This is a genomic window from Amycolatopsis sp. NPDC051061 (genome assembly GCF_040682935.1).
Taxonomy (GTDB): domain Bacteria; phylum Actinomycetota; class Actinomycetes; order Mycobacteriales; family Pseudonocardiaceae; genus Amycolatopsis.
In genome coordinates this window covers 1-21914 of sequence record NZ_JBFBBZ010000078.1, presented here as the reverse complement: position 1 = coordinate 21914, position 21914 = coordinate 1, and the positions used below count along the sequence as shown (strand labels likewise).

Genomic DNA, 21914 nt, shown 5'->3' with positions numbered 1-21914 from the left:
CTCCTGATCGGTGCGGGAGCCGCGGGGGTACGGACCAGTGGCCGGAATGGTACGCCGGGCGCCTGGCTAGAGTGTGCGGCAGGAGGGGTGATGACGCTGGACGACATCCTCGATCCCGAGCTCGAGAGGCTGCTCGGGACCGCGGCGCCCGCCCTGCGCGAGTGGGGTGCCGCCCGGCGGCTCGGCTGGCTGTTGGATCGCCGCTTGACCGAAGGGAAGTCCGGCGCGGTCGTGGCCTTCGTCTTCGAACGGGATCGGCTCGCGGGCGCCACCAAGCTGCTGATGAAAATGGACAGCTATCCGGATGTGGCGCTGAACCTTGGCGAATTCGCCCGTCATCGCGACGCCTTGGACGAGGCGCCGGAGGTCTTCGCTCGGCGTCATCTCGCCGAACTCGCCCCGGCGGGACACGACCTGGTGCGAGTCGGAGATGGCCGCTGGATCATGTTCCAGCGCGTAGCGGCCCCACCACCGGACGAGGGCGACGAGACGGCCGAGCTCCACGACCTCGACGTGCTTTCGAAGGTGCTGGCGAGTGTCAGCGCCGGACGCCCGGTGCCGACGACGGGCACCTCGACCGAGGAGCCGGTGCTCTGCGCGCCGGACGTGTTCGTGCGCTTCTGCGGTCACCTGACCCGGACCGTGCTGGACGACTGGGCGGGACAGCCCGATGTCGAACCGATGACGGCGGCGAGGTACCTGCGCGAACATCTGCTGCAGAGGATGGCCGACGGGCTGCCGCTGAACACCATCGCCCAGCGGCTGGAGCACGATTGGCTCGTCGTCGGCGACAATCGTGAAGTCCTTCCGAACCCGTTCACCCTGATGGCTGACGACGGCCCTGGCGCCGCACTCTCCGTGAAGGCGTTGCTCGGCCGCGCGCACGGCGACCTCCACACCGGCAACGTGCTGGTTCCCATCACCGCGTTCACGGAAACAGCGCCGTTCCGCCTGATCGATCTCGCCAAGTACAGCTCGCGGGCTCCGCTGGCCCGTGACCCGGCCGGCCTGTTGCTGACGATCGTGGTGCGGGTCCTGCGGTTTCTTGACGAGAGCCAGCGTGAGGCGGTCGGCAATCTGCTGCTGGAGCAGGAAGAGAACAGCCGCGACGCCCCGCCTTGGCTCGTCGAGCTCGTGGCCGGCCTGCGGGGAGAGTGCGAACGCTGGGCGCGGCGGCGGGTCGGTCTGTCGCTGGCAGCCGACTGGCGGCCGCAGTGGCGGCTCTCGCTGATCGGGTTCGCACTGATCCTCCTCGGCCGGCGATCGACCCGGACCGCCGATCGGCTATGGCTGCTGCAATTCGCGGGCCGGGCGACCCGCGCCGCCCTCAGCCCGGCCCGGTTGCCACGGCGGACCGCGGTGACCGAGGTGCTGCCCGAGTTACTGGTCACTTCGGCACCCGGAGGGAGCCGAGACGGCGACGAGTCGTGGGTCGAGTGGCTGTGTGAGTACTGGCCGCGCCTGTCGCGGAAGGTGTCCGACCAGGGAGGGCGCGGCCGGCTCGACGAGCTCGGAGAAGCTGCCCGCCGCGGCGAAGACCGGTGTGACGAGTTCCTCGCCCTTGTTCGCCAGGTCGACGGCAAGGCGTTCGCCACCCGAGACGGCGAGCACGCGGACGTCCCCGTCGACGAGGTGTTCACCTGTCCGTTGCCGGAGCACCGATGCGCTCGAGTCGTCCGGCCGCATCCTGCCGACGACCGGCCGCGCTGCGCGCTGCACCGCGGTGCGATGCGCCACGAATTCTGGTGAGTACCACTCATGGACGACATGGCCAGGACGCGCATCACTTACGCGACGAACCTGCTGATGAGGTGGCTCGCCGCCCCTGGTGCGGACGTCGCGGAACTCGAGCACGCCGACAAGCTGTTCGCCGTGGCGCTGGCCGGCCGCGCCGACGACGAAACGGCGCCGTACCTCCACGACCACGCGTCGGCGCTGTACGAGCTGTTCAAAGCCAAGGGCGACCGCACGCTGCTGGATCGGGCGATCGCGCGGGAGCGGGAAGCCCTCGAGTGCGCGTCGTCGGCGAACCCTGACCTGTGCGTGCTGCAGGCGAGCCTGGCGGCGATGCTGACCGAGCCGGTGCCGGGAGGCCACAGCCTCGAGGCTGCCGCCACGGTCTCGGCGCTGGTGACGGCCGTTGTCCCCGCGCTGGAACAACACCGGCTGCGCGCTCCTCTGACGTGCAAGGTGGCTTATGTCCTCCTCGCCTCTCCCCACCCCGACCTGCACGCCGTGGAAGACCTGGTCCGTGCGGCGTTAGCCGTCGAGCCCACCGACCCGCTCGACACGGCCAAGCTCCGGGTGCTGCTGGCCGACATCCTGGTCCGGCGTTTCGCGGAGACCGGGGATCGCGATGATCTCGAGCACGCGATCGAGGCGGCCGAGGCGAGTGTCGGCAGTGCGCCGACGATCGGCCCGGTCCGGGTGGCCGGCCTCATGTGTTGCGCCGAAGCCCGGCATACCCGCTGGAAGCTAACGGATCGGACCGAGGACCTCGCGGCGGCCGTCGATCTGAGGAAGATCGCGCTGCGGGTGAAGCCCGAGAAACAACAGCTGTCCGACCTTTACACCGGTTTGTGCGTTGCCTTGCGTGACCGGTTCGAGCGGTTCGACACGCCCTCCGATCTCGACGAAGCGGTGCAAGCGGGGGTGCAGGCGGTACGCACCCGCGACCGGCGGCCGGCTCCGCGCGCGCTCAGCCTCGCGACGCTCAGCGCCGCGTATCGGACGCGGTTCGAGTCAACACGACAGCGGAAGGACCTCCTTCGTGCCGTGGGCGCCGCGCGTGCGGCAGTCGACGTCGCCGAGGCCGGCGATCCCCAACTCCTCCGCCACCTCGGCACGCTGACCCTCGCGCTGCTGTCCGAGTTCAAGTTCCGGCGGCGCTACGACAGAGCCGCCGAGGCGATCCGGGCCGGGCAAGCGGCCGTGGCGCTCGCCCGGCCGGTCGGCCACCCGTTGCTTCCGGCCTTACTCGCCAACGTCGCGAACGTCCTGCGAGAGCGCTACGAATGGGCGGGCGACCTCGCCGACCTCGACCGGGCCATCGCGCTGTTGCGGGAATCGGTCGACACCACCGAGCCCGGACACCCGGGGCGGTTCCGGCGACGTGCGGGACTCGGCGCGGCGCTGCTGCGCCGGTTCGAATCCACAGGCTCGCACGCCGACGTCGACCAGGCCGTCCGCGAAACCGAGGCCTCGGTCCGGGAGGCACCGCCGGCGCATCCGCAACGAGCTCGTCTGCAGGTCAACGAAGGACTCGCGCTATTCCGGCGCTTCGAAGCCGACGGCAACGAGCACGACCTCGACGCGTGCATCAAGGCCTACCGCGCCGCGGTCGGGAGCGCCCAGGACTCCCGCTCGGAGCCAGGTCCGTGGTCGTATCAGCTCTCCGCGCCACTGCGGGAACGTTACCTGCTCAGCGGGGACGAAGCCGACCTCACCGAGGCGCTCGTGACCGCGGCCGCGGGTGCCCGCAAGACCGGCGACGGCGGCGCCTGGTTCAACACCGGGATGGCGCTGCTTTTCATGTACGAGAAAGAGAAACTCGCCGGCGAGGACACCGGGGCAGGCCTGCGGGCGGAAAGCGCGTTCGCCCAGTGCGTGGCGGCCACCGGTACACCGCTGCTCGTCCACGCTTCGGCAGCACTGCGCCTCGGTCGATTGAGCGGGGAACGAAAGGACTGGAAGACTGCGGACGCGGCATACGGCATCGTGCTCGCCGCGCTTCCGGAGCTGACCGGCCGACACCTCGGCTGGGACAGCCGGCACCGGATGCTCGCCCGGTTCGCGGGACTGGGGGCCGACGCCGCCGCCGTGGCGATGTGGCTCGGCGATCGCGAACGCGCGGTCTCGATCCTCGAACGAACGCGCGGGATCGTGCTCGGACAAGCGCTCGACCACAGTCAGGACGTCGAAGCGGTGCGCCTGGCCGCCCCTGGGCTCGCCGACGAATTCACCCAGCTGGCCGGCTGGCTCGCCACCGACACGGGCATGAGTACCGAGTTCGTGGCGGACGAGGTCGCGTCGGACGACCCGGCTGCCCGCCGCCGGGACATAGCCGGGCGGTGGACGAGCGTGGTCGAAAAGATCCGCAGAACCGTTCCGGGCCAGGAGGCGTTCCTCTCGCCGCCGAAGACCGATGACCTTTTGGGAGCGGCAGCCGACGGCGTCGTCGTCATCGTGAACGCGTCACGTCATCGATCCGACGCTCTGATCATCCGCGATCACCAGATCGACTCCGTCCGTCTGGCCGACGAGGTGTGGCACGCCGGGCGCCCGCTGGCCGAGCAGGTGACAACTGTCGCCGACGAGCTGAACGACGTCGTTGTCAGCGCGCTGGACTGGATCTCCCTCAACATCACCGGGCCCGTACTCGAACGGCTCGCATCCGGAGTCGGCCGGATTTGGTGGATGCCGATCGGCGAGCTCAGCGCCCTTCCTCTCTCGGCGGCCGTTCCCCGGCAGAGCGGACCGGCCCGCATCGTGTCGTCGACGACCACGACGCTTCGCGCCTTATTGGACTCCCATCGCATCCGCCCCACGAAACCAACCGATGCGCAGCTGGTCGTCGCGATGTCGAAAACCGCAGGCTATCGGCCGCTGCCCCGTGCCGCAGCAGAAGCGGAAGCGGTGGCAGGACGCCTGGGCTCAAGGGTGGCCCCGCTGGTCGACGCGGCGGCCACATCGTCAGCTGTTTCAGCAACACTGCGCAACGCGCTCATCGCGCACTTCGCGTGTCACGCGATCATGAACCTTACCGACCCGGCGGCGAGCGCAATCCTGCTGACGCTGCGCAGGCTGTCGGTCCGAGACATCGCCGCACTGCCGAAGCTCGACCGCATCCTCGTGTACCTGTCCGCATGCACGACGGCTCACACCGGTGGTCTTCTGGCGGACGAGGCCATGCACCTCGCTTCCGCATTCCAGCTGATCGGGTTCCGCTCCGTCATCGGCACTCTGTGGAAGATCGACGATGATATCGCGATAGAAGTCGCGGACAGTTTCTACCGTCTGCTCAGCGAAGGCCACGAACCATCGACGGCGCTGCACGACGCCGTCGACACCGTCCGAGGACAGTACCTAGACAGTCCTGCACTGTGGGCGGGCTTCGTACACTTCGGCCCCTAAACGCACCAGCCATGAACGACCGAAGACGCCCTCCGCCAAACTGGAGCATGATCGACCGCGAAGCAGTTACGGCACAGCGGCGCTACGAAGCTCGGAGCACTTCATTATCTGTGACATCGCCGGATGGCGACTGCAAGAGATCGATTCGAGCTCAGCTACCATCGCCTCAGCTTCAAGATCGCGTTCGCGATCCGTGGGGTAATACTGTGTCCGAGAGCGAGTTGCGCACTAGCCACACGGCTCGATCTGTCGGGTCGGCCTTCCCTCAGGATCGGCGGACGTGCTGGGTGTGGATCTGGTTTTGAGTGACGAGGCTGTTCGTGGCTGTCGCTCCTCCTAGCACCCTTCCTCAAGTTCGCGCTCGACACTGCCTACCTCGTAGCCGACCGTCGCATAGCTCGTCCGAGCCGTCCGTCGGCGCGGGCCCGGTCGCGAAGATCGCGCAGCGAGATCCACGAGCCATTCGGCAGCTGCACGTGCCACAGTGCCATACCCTGGCAGCGCTTTGTGTTGCACACGGTCGCTCCGGCATCGTCAGCCCGTCCATACCGGTCCCCGCTTGCCAATCGTACCGCGCCATCCGGGTCGACCGTGGCCTCGTAGCGACCGCCGCGGTGCTCGGCTCGTAGCACGCTGCCTGCCACAACGACGCGGGCGGCAACCATCCGACCGAGGTCTGTGGCCAGCGGTTTGCTCGCGGAGCGAACGGGTACCCCGGCCTTGGTTGCTTTCACGTCCGGCTCCACCTCGCCGAGGCCGAGCCGGTCGGCGCGCCAAATGCGACGACACAACCGTCGATACAGCTCGCTGCGCGCATTCACCAGGGTCCTCATCGGTGTGCTGACGCCAAAATAGTGGAAGGCGTCTTCCAGTCCTTCTTCCTTGACGAACCGCCGGAGGATCGGGTTGTTCGTACTGTGTGCGGGAGAGGAGAGCACGGCGGCGAGGTGATTCTGCCGCGCGTAGAACGGCAGCTTGTCCGGCAGGGGTTTGTCACGGTAGCTGGCATTCTCGGATGCCGGAAGCAGAACGAGTGCGCCGAGACGTTCCCGCAATGCGCGGAACTCAGCGGCGTCGGGCAATTCGTGGGCAAGCCGTTCGGGATGGTTGGCAAACAGGTGCTCGATCTGGAAGTTTCGTTCCGTGCTCAGGTACTCCACGACGCGATCAGCGCCGCCACAGCCTCGCTCGACGTGGTCGGTGAGGCGAGCCAGCAGGTAGTGCACGTTGGCCCGGTTGTTGCCACGCAGCCCGAAGGTGAGCACCTCGGAGAAGTCTCCCCCCGTCAGGCGTTCGCCGAGCAGGCGTCGGACATCGTCGACGGTCGCACACGTCTTCAGCAATGGGACGAGCTCCCGGATGTCCTCGTTCTGCTTGTCTCGGCTGGTGGGCTGGTCTCGGAGGACCTGCTGGACGAAGCAGCGATCGAGGTAGGCCGCTACCAGCCCGGCCTTCTCCTTGACCGCGACAGCGGTGTCGTGCGGTCGGATCACCGCGAGCATGAGGACGAGTTGGTGGTTCAGGCCATTGACAGCGTTGAAGAACACGGCGGCCAATCCGTCGGAGCGGCGCGGTCGGAGCGTGGCGGCCAGCAAGGTGCGGTGATGCTTCGCCAGTTCGAGAAGCCTCTCGACGAACTCGTGGAAGCGGTCCTCGCCGTCAAGGGCCAACCGGTCGCGGTGGCGTTTGACCCATATGTGCAGTCCTGAATCGATCTCCTGTAGATCGCGTGAAGAATCTTCGAATTTGGCGTAATGCGCTGTCAGCGCCGCTTTGAGAAAGACACGTGGAGCGTCGGCATCGTTTCGGGTTACCGTGAGGTCGGCGATCATGAAGCGCCAGCTCTCGTTGAGCTTGTCGCGCCCGTCGTCGCCGACCCCGGTCAGCAGGAAGCTCTTGAGCAGGTCCACGGGCGTCAAGCGGGCGCCCCGGTCGTTCATCGACTCGAAGATGCGCTGGCCGCTGTCGCGGGAAGGGGCCTGGATGCCGACCAGGACCACGCGGGACAGGAGCCAGTCGGCGAACTCTGCGCCGTCGTCCTCCTCGAGGAACTCGTCGAGCAGCTCGGCCAACTCACACGCCCGCTGCCACAGGGTGCGAACCGACAGGGTTGCATCGGCGGGGGGCGTGTAATCGCGGTCGAAGAAAATGGCCTCCAGTGCCTCGCGTCGCTCGTCGATCCTGATCCTGAAGCGGGGATGTGGGCCGTCCCACTCCTCGTGGATCACACGGCGGAGGCGATCGGCGGTGGCGGTGTCGTGCCGGGCCTCGGCTTGGCGGTACAGGTGCAGGAAGAGCAGGTGCAGCGTTGTGAATCGCTGCTGCCCGTCGACCAGGAAGCGCTCGTCACGGTTGTACTGGACGAACACGAACGGTCCGAGGAAGTACTGCTCGCCCAGCTCGCGCCGACGGTGCCGGCGCCCGTGCGGCCGGTCCAGTCGGAACGCCTCGACGAGGTCGGTGACGAGCGTACGGACGTCGGTGGCCGACCACTCGTACTCGCGCTGATAGTAATCGATCAGGTAGAAGCTCGAGCCGAACAGCTCCCGGAGGGTGTACACGCCACCGTCGACCGACCTCCCACGTGCCATGCGTCCCCACTTCCGTGCTGGGTACGAACCGCTCCAACTTCATCACGCGGAGCAGTCGGGCGTCTAGACATGACCACCACCAGCAGCCTGAGCGCACGACGACACGGGCGCACAAAAGCGCTGCAGATGCGCCTGTCGCTGCCGAGAATAACCATCCGGTCTGGGCGAGGATCGGAGCCGGCTGCCGCGCGGTAACCCGGCGGTTCGGACACGGTGCGGAGGCCGTCGGACGACGGTAATGACTCAGATGGCGCGGTGGATGCACTCTTCGAGGTTGACAATCGAGACGTTCTCCGCAGATTGGCCGGAGGGCGGAGGTGGCGACGCATCGTAGAGTCGATGAATAGAGCGTTATACGCGATAGCCTTGTCGATGCTTCATTTGGAGCGGGCTGGACCGCATCGCGGGCTCAATTCGGCAACGACTTGTAGTAGTCGCGGGCCGGGCGGCTCTCCATGGCGCGCGTGCAAGCGAGACACAGCACGCCGCCGGGACCAGCCGGGGCACGATCGCACTTGAAGCAGGTTCGTTCGACGATCTGCTGGTCGTGGACTGGATTGACGCAGAGCGCACTGTCCGCGGCTCGCCCACCTCGAGGACGACGGGCGTCCGGCAAGTACGCGCCATTCTGTCCGGTCAGCTCCTCGAACCAAGTCAAGGTCTCGGGTGCGACAAGGTGGACGTCACCCCGCAGCGCCCGCATCGGCACGATCTGCTCGGCCGGGAGCATGGCCGCGACGTCATCGACGGTCAGGCCCGGCCACGGCTCACGATACGGGTGATACTCCCGGCAGTGGGGCTTCGGACGCTTCTTCGTGCCGTTCGGGCAGGTCCCGAAATTCGTGACCGTGCAGGCGCGCGCGACGAACCGGCTCGGTCCCAGCGCCGTAGCGGACCGCCTCGGCGGCAGCGAACTCCACGGAAGCTTGTTGCAGCCGAGTGCCGGGACTTCGTGGAACCACGGTGGTGTCCGGTCGGAGTCCAGGAACCGGACAGGTAGCCAGCCGGCCCGGAAAGACTTCGTAGTCCGCGACTTGGCCAGCTGCGACTGTAGCTGCGAATGCTGGACCTCGATGCCCGTTCTGCGGGGGCCGTCGATCGCCACGTCAAGGATCGTGCCCGCCCCGGTTCGCACCTCCTGTGACGTTCGGTAACCGGCATCCTCGGCAGCACGCTGCCAATAGTCCTTCTGGCGTCGATGCTCCGGCGACTCCACGGAGATTTCGTGAGTTTGCGTGCACTCGCTCCCTCGGAAGTGCACCGCAGCGTAGCGGCCGTTCTTAAGCCGGACGAACATCTCGGCTCCCTCGTCCTCGAGCGAAGCCCGCTGACAGAGCAAGATCCGTTCGCCGCGCTTGATCTTGTATTGAAAAGAGCTGATCAGCGCGAAGTCACGTTCGGTGAGCTTGGCCAGATCGAGCAGCCGATTCTGCGGCGTGTACAGCACCAAGGTCGACATCCGACGCCTCCCCGACGGCTACCCACAGACAAAGGCCGACCACTTACAGTGCAACACGGGTGATACGGGCGGCAATGCGGCCATTCGAGTGCAGATCAGCCTCAAACTCGTCACCGGTGCCGGGCGACTGCGTTCCGCCCTCGACCCGAGCCCGCCTCAAGCACCGAGGTGCCCAATGATCAATATCGCCCGTAGAGCCACCATGACACGCGCTGTGTCCCCGCGCCGAGCCGGTGCCCGGCGCCGCAGACAGGCCGTCGAGGGTCGCGGGCTGAGGTTTGCGTTCTACGGGCGGATGTCCACGGTCGAGTTCCAGGACCGGGCGACGTCGTTGGGGTGGCAGCGCGAGGTCGCCGAGGAGACGATCCGCGGGCGCGGCGTGATCGTGGCTGAGTTCTTTGACGAAGGATGTTCACGTCGGCTGTCCTGGCGCGAACGGCCGGCCGCGGCCCAGCTGATGGCAGCCGCGGCGGGACCGAACCGTTCGTTCGATGCTGTCGTGATCGGAGAGTACGAGCGAGCGTTCTACGGAGACCAGTTCGACGCCGTGCTGACCGCACTCCAGGCGCAAGGTATCGAGCTGTGGCTGCCCGAAGCGGACGGTCCGGTGAACCTCAAGGACCCGGTGCACCATGCGTTGATGCTGCTGCTCGGGTCCCAGTCGCGTCGCGAGGTGCTGCGAGCCCGGCACAGGGTGCTGGCAGCGATGCACATCCAGGCCCGTGTCCAGGGCAGGTTCCTCGGCGGGCGACCGCCCTACGGGTACCGTCTCGCCGATGCCGGTCCGCACCCGAATCGGGCTCACGCGAGCTGGGGGCGCCGCCTGCACCGTCTGGAACCCGATCCGGCCACCGCGCAGTGGGTGCGGTGGATCTTTCAGCAACGAGCCACCGGGCGCAGCGTGGCCGGGATCGCGCGGGAGCTGAACGACCGCGGCGTCCCGTGCCCGTCGAGCGCCGATCGCGACCGTAACCGGCACCGGACGAAGCACGAGTGGATCGTCCGGACGGTGATGGGAATCCTCGAGAACCCCAGATACACCGGACGGCAGGTGTGGAACCGACACGGCGGGGGAACAACCATTCTGCCCCACCACCGTGCTTCAGCCCGGCCACCGGCGGCACGAAATTGGGCCGAGTCGGAGAAGCTCACACATCCAGCACTTGTGGACGAGGCAACGTTCCTGGCGATCCAGGGCATGCGTGCGGCCCGGTCCACGAAGCACGGCTCTACCAGGACGTACGTGCTGGCGGGGCTGGTGCAATGTCAGCTGTGTGGCCGCCGACTGGACTCCCACTGGGTGAACGGCCGACCCGGCTACCGCTGCCGCCACGGCCACACCAGCGCCCGCAACCGCCCACCAGAGCTCGCCAGGAACGTCTACGTCCGCGAAGACCACCTACTCGGCGATCTTCGCGCCCGATTCCCCGACACAGCAGATGAGGACGGTCCCGCGATCGCGAACTACTTGAGAACGAACCGTTTGACGATCAGCTGCGGCGGTCCCACGCGAGAAATCCAACCCTACGGTCTACAACCCATACGAACCGCTGCTGCCGAAACCACCGGAGGGCAGCTGCTGTTACTCTGACTCGGCCGCGACGCGCGGCTCTATGGGGTAATTGAGTGTCCGAGACGATCTTGCTCGATAAAAACAACGCTTAGTCTCTAAGAGGTTGAGCAGCCAAGCGATTTAACCCCTAGCAGCCAGTCGCTAGCACCCAGGCTAGATCGTGGACAATCTTGCTCGCTAACCCCAACGTTCTCGCCGGACTGATCAGCATGCGTCACGAGCCACTCTCGACAGCGCGGCCGCGCGGGTGCCTGCCGCGGAGAGGCGCCCCTTGATCAGGCGGTACGGACACGGGGTCAGGCGGAGACTCATGCACCTGAGCGCCACCCGGCCGGGCACCAAGCCTCGCCTGCGGTGACTAGGCTCCAACGAGCGAAGCCCGCGCACTGCTCCGCCAACGAGGTTTCGAAGGCGGCCTTAGCACTCACTCGACCGAAACGTTTGAGGCAACACAGGCGACATATCGCACGTGACAGCCTCGAGAAGTGGGCATAGACGTAGCCGACTGGTGCCACCAATCCTGGTGGGCGTCAGCGCGGCCGTCGCTGGCGCCCAGGCGGTAGCCATCAATATTGCAACATCACTTGTTCCCAAGTCTTGGGTCTGGGCGACCAACCCGCTTCTTGTTTGGCTTCTTGCATGCGGCCTTACGGTCTCCGCTGCAGGCATGGGCATTATTGCGATGAGATCATCGCAACGCGAACAAATTAGACAAGAAATTTCTTATCTAAAAGACAGGTTCATTATTCGTCACAACTTCAATATTCAAGGCCCTTTCGTACTAGAACGAGACCAAAGCAAATGGCCGACACCTTCCTCGTCTATTCGTTGGGCTCTAATGTACGAATTGGAGAACTCAGGAGATCGACTGATTAGCTTATTAGACGTCGAACTTGAGTTTCCCATTCAAAAGCTGAACGGAAAGCACGATACGCAACTGGTCAGAACTGCGTCTGCAGATCGACTCACCGTCTTTGAAAACCTGAGCGCGTGGGCCAAAGCTGGCGAAATTAAGGATCGCAATGAACAAAGCGACTACTACTTTGAAAGAGAACAAGACTTGCCGATACATTTACAGCCCGGCTCGCGGCGCATCGTCGTCTTCGAACAGGAATTCGAGTTGCGAGTCGCAGGCAGAGCCCTTGCATTTGAGAATGACGAGCAACTTGGACTTTGCCTAGCGGGATACTTCCAACTGATCGACACGCCAGGCGTGATACTCCCAAAAGTATTCCTAATTCCGACAACAATTAGAACACTGAATGGAGAATTCTCCCGAGATATTGCACATTTCCTAGCAGTTGTTGGCACTAGGATTATATTTCCAGATCCAGGTAAGTTGAAGTCACTCCTGTCAACCAGAAAGCTAGGGCACCTGGGCCAACCCGAGATTTACCCTAACGTGGAATCCAATGAATAAGTAAAGGTTAGATCTCTATTTCCGCGCCAACGGGACAGGGGACACCGTCTCCAAGACAAACTCCGCAACAACCGTCGTCTCGCCATAAACATCAACTGCCCTCGGCCATCACGTCAAATATTTGTTAAGAGCGCTTCAGCTTCAGGCGGGCCGAGTCGTCCGCGCTGCCACATCCCGAGTTATCGCCTATTACGCCACGTCGCCACCGCGGCCGCAATGCCAGTCGCGGCAGCCGCTATACCAGCCACGATGGGTAGCGCAGTTAAGGCTTGAGAACCATTGGTAACGAAGTTCACCAGAATACTTACAGAGATACCTGCTATCATGCCAAACCACAGAAGTTTCGAAGAGGGCGGTCGCGACGCAGGCCCCTTACGTCCAAGATCCCTATTTGACATTGACGTTCACCCCCGTCAAAACAGACCCGAAGAGCACCGATAGAGCAAACAGGTTCGCAACAGCAATCCGCGGCCAAAATGGCATCAGTTGACCATTGCTACCGTAGACAAATTGGTTTACAAGCTTCGGAAATACTGCCCAACCGAGAAACAATTGAACTAGGGTCATTATGCCTTGCATCGCCGATAGCGTCTTATTCTGCTGACCTGCAGTAATCAGCAGAATGCAGAGTGTTAAAGTTGCAGCTACCACCCAGTCAGTCCACCAAAGCATGTCTTCTGGCTGCATAACTTTGTTAGTCGTGGGATCGGGGCGCCGAGAGGCAAATTTTAACCACGTTTGCAAGCCGACTGTAAGTACTGCGATTGCTAGTGTTCCTAACGCTGCTAGCAGCTTCCTCGCCTCCAACATACACGACCGCGTTCGGCCCGAGAACACTCCACTTCACTCGTGTGAGTCGCCACTGCGTCTCCCGCCGTTACGATCCACGGCCGAGCCACCCGGTCGCTGCACCCACCTCTTGAACCCAGCGGTTCACGATCGCCTGCAGGACCTTCTGAGCGCACGGGACGACGAGGTGAGCACCGCAGTGGTCCATTCTCCCGCCCAGTCGTTGACCAGCCTCACACCGAGGGCCGAGTTCCACGGGAAGAGGTGCACAATGCACACGCCCCAGGGAGTCACATTCAGTGTGATCACGTCCGGTACGCTGCGAAACGCAGGATCCTTGGACCAAGTCGTCGTCCCGGCAAGTAGATTAGACTGCTCAGATCACAATCTTTTGACGACCAGAGTCTCGATCGCAGCCAGAAGATTTCACGCCAACCTCCCCGGCAAAAACCATAGGCACCGCGGACAACTTCCACGTGGGTGTGAATGCAGGTAAAACACGGGCGCGGGAAGGGTAATTCCACACCATTTGATCAAATATCCGGTCCACGGAAATGCCGTTCTTGGCCAACCGCAAGAGCGCTGGCCCCACCCCAACCGCGCCGACGCCCGCTGGGGCCGACGGCTACAGCAGCTCGCTCCCGACCTGCGCACGGCGCCGCACGTAGCCTGGATATTCAGCAACGTCTCACCGGGCACATCTTCGCCAGCATCGCCGGACACATCAACGAACGCGGCCTTCCCTGTCCGTCCAGCGCCGACCCGCACCGCAACCCACACCGAACCCGCGGTACTTGCCCCCTGCGCCCCGTCTCTGTCATCCTCGCCAACCCCGCTATGCTGGCCTACGTACCTGGAACCGCCGCGCCACCGGACCCGAAGGCCCAACCCCAACGCCCGCCCTGTCCGTGAATGCTTCGCACCCAGCACTCGTCACCGAGCAAGACTTCATCGCCGCTCAGCAGATCCGGGCCACGCGTCCAACCTGCCGCTGCCGCCACGGCCACACCAGCACCCAACGCGCCGGCCAGCCGCGGCCGAAGACTCTCTACGTCCGCGAAGACTATCTCGTCGACCGCGCCGTCGCCGCCGTCGACAAAGCTCGCCGAGCTCAGCGCGTGGGCCGGGGACCATCCGCCGGCGGTGCGGCACGTCTGGGAGACGATCGACCTCGCAATCAGCCGCGAACTTGCCACCCGCAAGGGCGCGCTGGGGCCGAGCGCTCCAGGCCCAGGGCGATCTCGACGGCGCGAACAACTCACGCTAGCGCTCCGCATCAACGAGCGCCTGCGCCCCGAGCTAGCTGGTGAAGTCCGCGCCGAGATCGCAGCACTCCAGTAGCGTAGTCCGGACATCGCGCGAAGCTGTGAGGTTAGCGAGACATCGGAACAAGCTTCCGAGGACGATCTTGCACGATAGTAACAACTCTTAAACTCTAAGTGACTTGTCAGCCGAGCAAGCAGGAACCTAAGCAACCACCTGCCGTACGGCCGGACTGGAACATCATGATCGCTAACTACAACGCTTGCACTAGCGCAACCAGGGAGTTTCAGCCGATCGAGACGTGACCAGGCCCCGGCGCAACGGCAATGTTGATCGTCTTCGGTGACTTTGACCTGCGGCTAGCTCGGGTTACCCCCTCGATGTTGTCATTCGCTTGACTGGGCAGATTCACCCATCCGCAGTAAGTCCAATTGATGTTGGGCGAGGCTTGGAGCAGGCTTGGAGCCGTCGTTCGTTCGCGCCCCGTTGATCACGAAGCTCGTGATTGTGCAGATTCGCACCAGCGCGGGGACGGCCGCCGAACCCGCACATGCACGCGGAGGACTACCGCAGCGCCGAGCTCCGACTGCGCGACCTGCGACAGCCCAAGCCCAGCCCGAACAGGGCTCGGCTGACTGGCCTGGACGGTCAACACAGGTAGCATCGGCTGATCCTCGACTCGCGGAGGCGGTGGTGGTCAGGTGAATCGGGTCGATCCGGCTCAGTACGACGCCCTCACGCCCTACGCGGTTCTCGCCGCGTCGGCCGTGGACTTCGACTTGACCACAGCCTCCCGCGCGGAGCGGCCCCGTCGCCAGTCGTCTCACGACCTCCGTAGCGCACTCGTACACCATTTGACGTTGTTTTGGCACACAGTCGCGACCGAACCCGGCCGCTACGACGAAGACCAGCTAACGTTAAGTTCGACTGCCAATGAACTTGTCGAGAACGCGCTGCAGAGCACCAGACCGCTTGACCGCTTCCTCGCGCGCAAGCGAGCAGAGCTTCCCCATCTAGTCAATCAAACCTCCGGAAGGGACGCCGCCCGCGCGGCTTCCACATGGTCTGAGATACGAGGTGATCAGATCCTCTCGCGGGCGTTCGACACCCACATGGTGACGCGCGCGACGACAGCAGAAGTGTTTCCGGAGAAACTCTTCGCACGACCGGTCGGCGTCGTCGTCGACGTCGGCGGAGGGCCCGGCCACTATCTAGCACGAGCGCTTAAAGCCGCTGGACTACGGTGGCGCGGAGTAATACTGGAGACCTACCCAGACGCTGGCTGGTGGATCGCCGCTAATTCCGACCTGACTACACGAACTGAACTAATCATCGTTCCGCCCGGGCCCATAAGCGAGCCGCCACCGGCGCACCTCTACATACTTGGAAGTGTCCTTCACGACCTGACCGACAATAATGCGAAAGACCTGCTGAGCGAATGCCATGAGGCTGGACACGAAGGCTCTTGGATAGTAGTCATCGAGCGTGATTTCGACCCCGCCGACCTACGGCACTCCGCTCGCAACCTCGACATGAACATCCTCTTCGGCGGACGAGAGCGGACACCGGCCGAGCACAAAGCCATGATCGAATCAGCGGGATTCTCCGATATAAGTGTAAGTAAGACGAGGGACGCATATCAAGTGCTCATCGCAGGCAAGGGGGCTTGATGAGCCGAGGCATCGGTCACCGAATCCGTAAATCGATTAAACGTGTCAGGACCGTCGTCTACCTATCACTTCACGCGGTTCTCGTGCTGGTTGGAGCGCTAATCTCTGCAACGAGCGGACCGATCGGTGTCGCCATTGGCACATCAGTAATCGCGACCGGAATTAGCGGGATGATCGTGTTCGGCTGGATCATGTTCAGCGAGGAAGACGCAGAGCGCCGCAAGGCGATCGACGAGTTCGGCTTCGTTACCGCATTTCCACATAGGTCTATACAGATCAAGCAGGAGTACGAGACGCGGATCGCCCGCGCCGAACACCAAATCGATATTATGGGATTCGGCCTCAACGCCCTCCGAGAGGACTTCTCAGAGAAGTTCCAGGAGTGGGCGAATCGTGCCGAAGTTCGGGTCCTATTGGTCGATCCACACAGTCCTCATCCTGAACACTCATTCACATCACTGCGAGACCGCGAGGAGCGCAACAACGCTCGAAAGACAGACGACGAAATCCGGCGGTTCATCGAGGAAACCCGGCACCTCTGGTCGGACCCAAGTATTCGCTTTTATCTACGCCTTGCCACAACTTTGCCCAGTGTCAATATGTTCCGAATCGACGACGAGTCCTTCTGGGGGCCGTACCTGATTATGAGCGGCAAATCCGGCAGGGCCAGCCGCAACCTGCCGACGATGATCGTCAAGCGTCCTGGATACATGTACGAGCGGCTCGCCGATCACTTTGAAGAGATCTGGTCGAACGACGACCTGTCCAGTAGCCCAGAACGATCGGACGTGCAGCATGGCACGTGAAGCAACACTCCTCGCCTATCCTCGGATTCACTTCGGCCTGATCGACCTCGGTTGTGCGACGCCGCGATCGTACGGCGGAGCTGGTGCTGCTTTCTGTGCTCGACCGAGCAGCACTCACGCTACACATGCGAGGCGGTTTGACCTTGCCACCGACACCGACCCCGTCGTTCGACGCAAGATCACAGCGGCGGTCACACGAGCCGCTGAAGCGGGACTCGACACTGGAGCGGCGGTAACGATCACCGACGCGTTACCCTCTCACGTCGGCTTCGGAGCAGGCACGGGGACCGTGTTGTCGGTGCTGACGGTGATTGCCAGGTTGCTCGACTGGCCGACATCGGCGGTCGACTTGGTGAGGCTGAGCGGCCGCGGCCGCACGTCAGGTGTCGGTTACGCCGCGTTCTACAGCGGAGGTTTTGTCGTCGACGCAGGCCAACGAGATCATCCAGTTGACGGGAGGTACCGGCCTTCTCACGACCCACAGAGTCGGCCACCATCGACGACTACCGGCTCATGGCCGATCCCAAACGCTTGGCGAATCACCCTTCTTCTCCCCACGTTGACACCAACTGTGGCGCCAGAACACGAGAGTGAATTCTTCTTAGCCCACACACCAGTAGCGAGCGACGATGTGCTGTGGCAACTGGCACATCTCTATCACGGGATGCTACCTGCGGTCATCGAGGCCGACCTGCCAGCCTTTGCAAGAAGTCTCCGCGACTATCAGCGCCGTGGGTTCAAGCGGGCAGAGATAGCCGTACAACCCGAGCCGGTCCGCAATGTCATCACTTCTGCCTGGGAACTCGGGTTAGCAGCGGGGCTCAGCAGTCTCGGCCCAACCGCGTTCGTGATTCACAACGACACAACTGTCGTGGAGCGGCTAACCCTCGGCCTCAATGGACTAACGACCAATGGTCCTTTCGAGTTCCGTAACCACGGGACGTCTTGTGAGGTAGGTGAAGGATGAGCCACCCAGTGGAAACTGTTCTGACCCCAATCTACTTCTCCACGTCGAATTTGGGCAAGCTAGCACAAGCCCGACTAGTCATGTGTCAATATGGCTTCGAAGTCAATAAGCTTCTTGGACACAGTTCTGAGTACTCCGAGCCGTACGGCATGGAACGCGAGGCTTTCCTGAGCGCCGGCCTTCAAGAAGTCGTCGAGAGGGCCGGCAGCTCCAGCATCGTATTTATCGAAGACACAACGGTCCGCATTCACGCGCTCAGTAACGAAACAATGGAATTTCCAGGCCAGGAAACCAAGGAGTGGTTTGCCCGAACCAATCACGACGCACTACTCACCGAAATCGAGCGCAACGGCGGCGACAGAACGGCGACCGTGCGATCCGACATAGCGCTCCATGTTCCCGGACTGGATAGGTTTGTCTTCTTCTTCGGTTCGCAGACAGGTGCCGTAGCCGACGAACCTGCGCAGGCCGACGGCAACGTGGCTTATCCATGGTTGGGCAGGCGCGACTTCAGCTCCTGGTTTATCCCTTCGGGTGGCACAAGACCGCTGGCCGCGATGAGCTATGAGGAGTCTCGCCGTTTCGACTATCGCGAGCACTGCCTCCGGCAGGTAGCGGCTCGTCTACAGGAATATCAGGCAGTGGGGCAATCGTCTCCCTCATTATTTAAAAAACGGAAGACGCGCGAGCCAGGGCAAATGAGTCTCGTATCCGACCTCTACCTCGATGATCTCATCGTGATCGTGGGAAAGATCGGAGCCGGAAAGACCACGATCGGCCGATACCTGTCGATGGTACACAACTTGCCGCATTTCGAAGGTAGCACCCTGGTCAAGCAAGTCGCCGTACGGATGAACATTGACGGCCAACACGGGTTCGATCTAGCCGACCGCCTGTTTGCCACGTGCGGCCTGGACGTTGTCGAACGGGAGGTGGTGTGGCCAGCCTTCGAGCGAGGTGGCGGTCCAATAGTTTACACCGGAGCTCGAACACTCGAAGGTTTGCTGTACTTACGCAAGAAGGCGCAGGAGACAGGTCTGCGTTGCATAGTGTGGCATGTCGACGCTCCAGAGATGACCCGACACATTCGAGTGATCGAACGTGTACGCGACGGCGACAACGTAGCTGGTCATCGCTTTGACGCAGATTCCGCACGCGACACCGAATACGGTGCCGCAAAATATGCGGACGTCATCGCGGATTGCCACATCAGGAACACTCGTGGCGTCGGTGAACTTCTCGACGCAGCTGCGCGAGCCGCAGTCGCTCGCGAAGGAGAGTTCATTCAGCCTGCGGCGACTTACCAACGACGCGCGATTCGCAAGGCACTCACCACCGGCGCCCTTGACATACTCGCTAAGAAATATCCTGACCTCGTGTCGCAACCGGACTCGAGGAACGACTACTGGAGGCTGAGTCGCCGCGGATCAGTTTTACAGGAACTCGTCGCAATGACACCGCTCGAAGCCGCCAGGAGAAGTCGTCGACGGCATGTTTCGAATTGACTGGACTGGATCCTAGCGCGACACAACGCCACCAGTGCCCGGCGCTTCGGCTCAGGCGTCTGACCGAGGTCGAGCACACCCCGCTCCTACCGCCGCTTGGTACGAGCAGAACAACTGCGCGACCGGCTCGTGACGACTAAAGCGTGCCGTCAAAGCGGCTATGCCGTGGCGGGAACTCGGGTCGTCGACATTGACTACTCTTCAGTACATCACAACTTCGTCTTTAAACGGACTGTCGGACATCAATTAGACATCCCGAGAGAGTAAGTATCTAGCCTTCTAGTAGTGCTTTGTTAGGTGTGTCGTTGTGGCTGGTCGGGGCGTTGATGTGATCTCCTGTGCGGGTGCTTCCAGAGGAGATGGACGAGGTTCGTCCGGTGATCGAGGAGTTCGCCGGGCGGATGTTCGGCGGGTTCGCGCGGCGTGATCAGCGGGCGAAGGGGCAGTTGTATCTGCGCGGGCTGATGCTGGACGGCAAACGCAAGTCGATGCAACCGATGGCCGAACGGCTTGGCGTCGATCACCAGCAGCTGCAGCAGTTCGTCACCACCTCGACCTGGGACCACGTCGAAGTCCGGCGACGTCTGACCGGATGGGCCGGTGAGTTCGTCGACCCCGACGTGCTGGTCATCGATGACACCGGGTTTCCCAAGGACGGCAAGGATTCCCCCGGTGTGGCGCGGATGTACTGCGGCGCATTGGGCAAGACCGGGAACTGCCAGATCGGGGTCAGCGTGCACGCGGTCACCGACTGGGCCTCCGCCGCGATCGACTGGCGACTGTTCCTGCCCGAGTCCTGGGACGACACCAAGGCCGCCGACAGCGAGACCGCAGCCGAGATCCGGCGGCGACGGGCCCGCAGCGCGATCCCGGACCAGCTGCGGCACCGGGAGAAATGGCGGCTGGCGCTGGACATGCTCGACGAAGTCGTCACCGAATGGGACTTACTGGGCCGGCCGGTGGTGGCCGACGCGGGCTACGGCGACGCCACCGAGTTCCGGCTCGGCCTGACCGAACGTGGCCTGACCTACGTGCTGGCCCTCAGCCCGACCGCGACCGCCCATCCCGCCGAGGTGGTGCCGGTCACGCCGGCATGGAAGGGCGCCGGCCGCCCGCCGCAGCCGCGCTACCCCGACCCGCCGCAGGATTTGGAGTCCCTCGTGGTGGCCGCCGGGCGATCGGCGGGCCGGTACGTGGTCTGGCGACACGGGTCACGCAAATCCCCGGCAACCCGACCGCGAGCATGCGATCACGGTTCCTCGCGCTGCGGGTCCGCCCGGCCAGCCGCAACATCCCCCGCGGCATCGACGGCAGCTTGCCCGAATGCTGGCTGCTGGCCGAGTGGCCGCCCGGCGAACCCGGGCCCACCGGCTACTGGCTCTCCACCCTTCCCGCCGACACGAAGCTGCGGGACCTGGTTCGACTGGCCAAGATCCGCTGGCGCATCGAACACGACTACCGCGAACTCAAAGACGGCCTCGGCCTGGACCACTTCGAAGGCCGCTCCTGGCTCGGCTGGCACCGCCACGTCACCCTCGCCGCCGTCGCCCAAGCCATCTGCACCCAGCTCCGCCGCACCCCAAAAGTCCCTGCGCAGGCCTGACCCTCTACGCAGTCCTGCGCGAACTCCAAGCCCTGCTCGCCGCCTGGACAGGCGTCTGCCACACCTGCCGACAACCCGTCCAGACTCGAACCCAACGACCGAAGCCCCAGCTCAACAGCACCTAACAAAGCACTACTAGTAGAGTGTCGCTGCTTAGTTCTGGTCTGCTTGGCTGGGATGCTGTTGCCTGGCAGGTTGTTCCCCTGCCGGACAAGGATGGTTCTCGTGCCCTCGCAGAAAAAGCGGCCGGTCAGGTTGACTGCGCGGGATCGTGACGAGTTGGTCCGGGTGACCACGACGGGTGTTCATCCGGCGTCGATGATCATGCGGGCGCGGGTGCTGCTCGCGCTGGACACCTCGGCTGGTGAGGTGGATGCGAAAGAGGGTGATCGCGGCCCGGGTCGGGGTCTCGGGTGAGACGTTGCGGCTGGTCGCCAAGCGCTTCGCCGAGACCGGCGGTGACATCTGGGCCACGATCGAGCGCAAGCATCCGCCGGTGCCATCGCCGGTGACCGGTGAGGTCGAGGCACGGCTGATTGCCCTGGTGTGCTCGCAGCCGCCGGCGGGGCACGCCTGGTGGTCGTTGCGGCTGCTGGAGAAGCACGTCGCGCTCATCGGGGACATCCCCGACCTGGACCACTCCACCATTGGCCGGGTCCTAAAAAACGGAACTGCGTCCTCATCTGAAGAAATGCTGGACCATCCCGCCGAAGGCGAACGCAGAGTTCGCAGCCCGCATGGAGGACGTGCTCGCGGTCTACGCCCGGCCCTACGATCCCGCCAGACCGGTGGTGTGCATGGACGAGAAGCTCTTTCAGCTACTCGGCCATGTCCGCGATCCACTGCCTGCCAAGCCCGGCAAGGATATCCGCGAGGACAGCGAATACATCCGGTGCGGCACCTGTTCGATCTTCATGTGGGTCGAGCCCCTGCGCGGCTGGCGCCGCGTGCACGCCCTCGCTCAGCGGACCAGGATCGACTGGGCCGGGCAGGTCAAAGAACTACTGACCGTGGACTATCCCGACGCCGAGACCGTGGTATGAGGTTCACCCCGAATGGTGGACAGGGGCTTACGAGGGATTCAGGCAGCCGCTTGGAGTGACTGCTCGAAGTTGTCGGGACTGAGCATCCCGAT

Annotated in this window: 14 protein-coding genes and 3 pseudogenes; 14 read left to right on the top strand and 3 right to left on the bottom strand. The window is 63.7% G+C overall.

Translation table 11 applies throughout. The annotated features are described in order from the left end of the window. Positions 1-90: 90 nt before the first annotated feature. Positions 91-1749, top strand: a complete 1659-nt coding sequence (locus tag AB0N03_RS48995) for a hypothetical protein (protein ID WP_364387816.1) — start codon at positions 91-93, stop codon at positions 1747-1749. 9 nt (positions 1750-1758) lie between these two features. Beyond that, positions 1759-5133: a CHAT domain-containing protein gene (locus tag AB0N03_RS48990; protein WP_364387814.1), complete on the top strand. Its 3375-nt coding sequence runs from the start codon at positions 1759-1761 to the stop codon at positions 5131-5133. A 371-nt stretch (positions 5134-5504) separates the two neighbouring features. Here AB0N03_RS48990 and AB0N03_RS48985 read toward each other — a convergent pair whose 3' ends face one another. Further along, the gene (locus tag AB0N03_RS48985; protein WP_364387812.1) at positions 5505-7694 is read right to left on the bottom strand and encodes a DUF262 domain-containing protein; all 2190 of its coding nucleotides are present in this window, start codon (positions 7692-7694) and stop codon (positions 5505-5507) included. 439 nt (positions 7695-8133) lie between these two features. Beyond that, positions 8134-9183 carry a hypothetical protein gene (locus AB0N03_RS48980; RefSeq protein WP_364387810.1) on the bottom strand — a complete coding sequence of 350 codons (1050 nt, stop codon included), beginning with the start codon at positions 9181-9183 and terminating at the stop codon, positions 8134-8136. A gap of 295 nt (positions 9184-9478) precedes the next feature. On the opposite strand from AB0N03_RS48980, the gene AB0N03_RS48975 reads away from it, so the two are divergent. Both AB0N03_RS48975 and AB0N03_RS48970 read left to right on the top strand, forming a co-directional pair. After that, the gene (locus tag AB0N03_RS48975) at positions 9479-10774 is read left to right on the top strand and encodes a recombinase family protein (RefSeq protein WP_364387808.1); all 1296 of its coding nucleotides are present in this window, start codon (positions 9479-9481) and stop codon (positions 10772-10774) included. A 490-nt stretch (positions 10775-11264) separates the two neighbouring features. Further along, entirely contained in the window at positions 11265-12176 is a 912-nt protein-coding gene (locus AB0N03_RS48970) for a hypothetical protein (RefSeq protein ID WP_364387806.1), read from the top strand. A gap of 387 nt (positions 12177-12563) precedes the next feature. Here the strand turns inward: AB0N03_RS48970 and AB0N03_RS48965 are convergent, their stop codons facing one another. Next, complete coding sequence (locus AB0N03_RS48965) at positions 12564-12863, bottom strand: hypothetical protein (protein WP_364387804.1); 300 nt, start codon at positions 12861-12863, stop codon at positions 12564-12566. Positions 12864-13759: 896 nt separating this feature from the next. Between AB0N03_RS48965 and AB0N03_RS48960 the strand changes: the two genes are divergently transcribed. The 10 genes and pseudogenes from AB0N03_RS48960 (at position 13760) to AB0N03_RS48915 (ending at position 21822) form a co-directional block, all read left to right on the top strand. Continuing rightward, on the top strand, positions 13760-14275 hold the full coding sequence (locus AB0N03_RS48960; protein ID WP_364387802.1) for a recombinase family protein: 516 nt from the start codon (positions 13760-13762) through the stop codon (positions 14273-14275). 654 nt (positions 14276-14929) lie between these two features. Beyond that, positions 14930-15898, top strand: coding sequence for a methyltransferase (locus AB0N03_RS48955; RefSeq protein WP_364387801.1), 969 nt, complete (start codon positions 14930-14932; stop codon positions 15896-15898). Next, entirely contained in the window at positions 15898-16704 is an 807-nt protein-coding gene (locus AB0N03_RS48950) for a hypothetical protein (protein ID WP_364387799.1), read from the top strand. The genes AB0N03_RS48955 and AB0N03_RS48950 overlap by 1 nt, the downstream gene beginning before the upstream one ends. Beyond that, positions 16694-17671 (top strand): beta-ribofuranosylaminobenzene 5'-phosphate synthase family protein, encoded by a 978-nt coding sequence (locus AB0N03_RS48945; RefSeq protein WP_364387797.1) that lies wholly within the window; start codon positions 16694-16696, stop codon positions 17669-17671. The genes AB0N03_RS48950 and AB0N03_RS48945 overlap by 11 nt, the downstream gene beginning before the upstream one ends. A gap of 8 nt (positions 17672-17679) precedes the next feature. Continuing rightward, positions 17680-19176 carry a non-canonical purine NTP pyrophosphatase gene (locus AB0N03_RS48940; protein ID WP_364387795.1) on the top strand — a complete coding sequence of 499 codons (1497 nt, stop codon included), beginning with the start codon at positions 17680-17682 and terminating at the stop codon, positions 19174-19176. Between the two features lie 359 nt (positions 19177-19535). Then, a pseudogene (locus tag AB0N03_RS48935) lies at positions 19536-20351 on the top strand (IS701 family transposase); the annotation flags it as partial. A 236-nt stretch (positions 20352-20587) separates the two neighbouring features. Then, a pseudogene (locus tag AB0N03_RS48930) lies at positions 20588-20725 on the top strand (transposase); the annotation flags it as partial. Positions 20726-21004: 279 nt separating this feature from the next. Continuing rightward, positions 21005-21196 carry a hypothetical protein gene (locus AB0N03_RS48925; protein ID WP_364387836.1) on the top strand — a complete coding sequence of 64 codons (192 nt, stop codon included), beginning with the start codon at positions 21005-21007 and terminating at the stop codon, positions 21194-21196. Continuing rightward, positions 21153-21380: pseudogene (locus AB0N03_RS48920) on the top strand (helix-turn-helix domain-containing protein); the annotation flags it as partial. The gene AB0N03_RS48925 and the pseudogene AB0N03_RS48920, both read left to right, overlap by 44 nt. 136 nt (positions 21381-21516) lie before the next feature. Continuing rightward, positions 21517-21822: a hypothetical protein gene (locus AB0N03_RS48915; RefSeq protein ID WP_364387834.1), complete on the top strand. Its 306-nt coding sequence runs from the start codon at positions 21517-21519 to the stop codon at positions 21820-21822. Positions 21823-21914 lie beyond the last annotated feature (92 nt).

Excerpts from the sequence above, each read along its gene's own strand:
- AB0N03_RS48995 (WP_364387816.1), top strand. The coding sequence starts at position 91 with ATGACGCTGGACGACATCCTCGATCCCGAGCTCGAGAGGCTGCTCGGG.
- AB0N03_RS48990 (WP_364387814.1), top strand. The coding sequence starts at position 1,759 with ATGGACGACATGGCCAGGACGCGCATCACTTACGCGACGAACCTGCTG.
- AB0N03_RS48980 (WP_364387810.1), bottom strand. The coding sequence starts at position 9,183 with ATGTCGACCTTGGTGCTGTACACGCCGCAGAATCGGCTGCTCGATCTG.
- AB0N03_RS48975 (WP_364387808.1), top strand. The coding sequence starts at position 9,479 with ATGTCCACGGTCGAGTTCCAGGACCGGGCGACGTCGTTGGGGTGGCAG.
- AB0N03_RS48965 (WP_364387804.1), bottom strand. The coding sequence starts at position 12,863 with ATGCAGCCAGAAGACATGCTTTGGTGGACTGACTGGGTGGTAGCTGCA.
- AB0N03_RS48950 (WP_364387799.1), top strand. The coding sequence starts at position 15,898 with ATGAGCCGAGGCATCGGTCACCGAATCCGTAAATCGATTAAACGTGTC.
- AB0N03_RS48945 (WP_364387797.1), top strand. The coding sequence starts at position 16,694 with ATGGCACGTGAAGCAACACTCCTCGCCTATCCTCGGATTCACTTCGGC.
- AB0N03_RS48915 (WP_364387834.1), top strand. The coding sequence starts at position 21,517 with ATGGAGGACGTGCTCGCGGTCTACGCCCGGCCCTACGATCCCGCCAGA.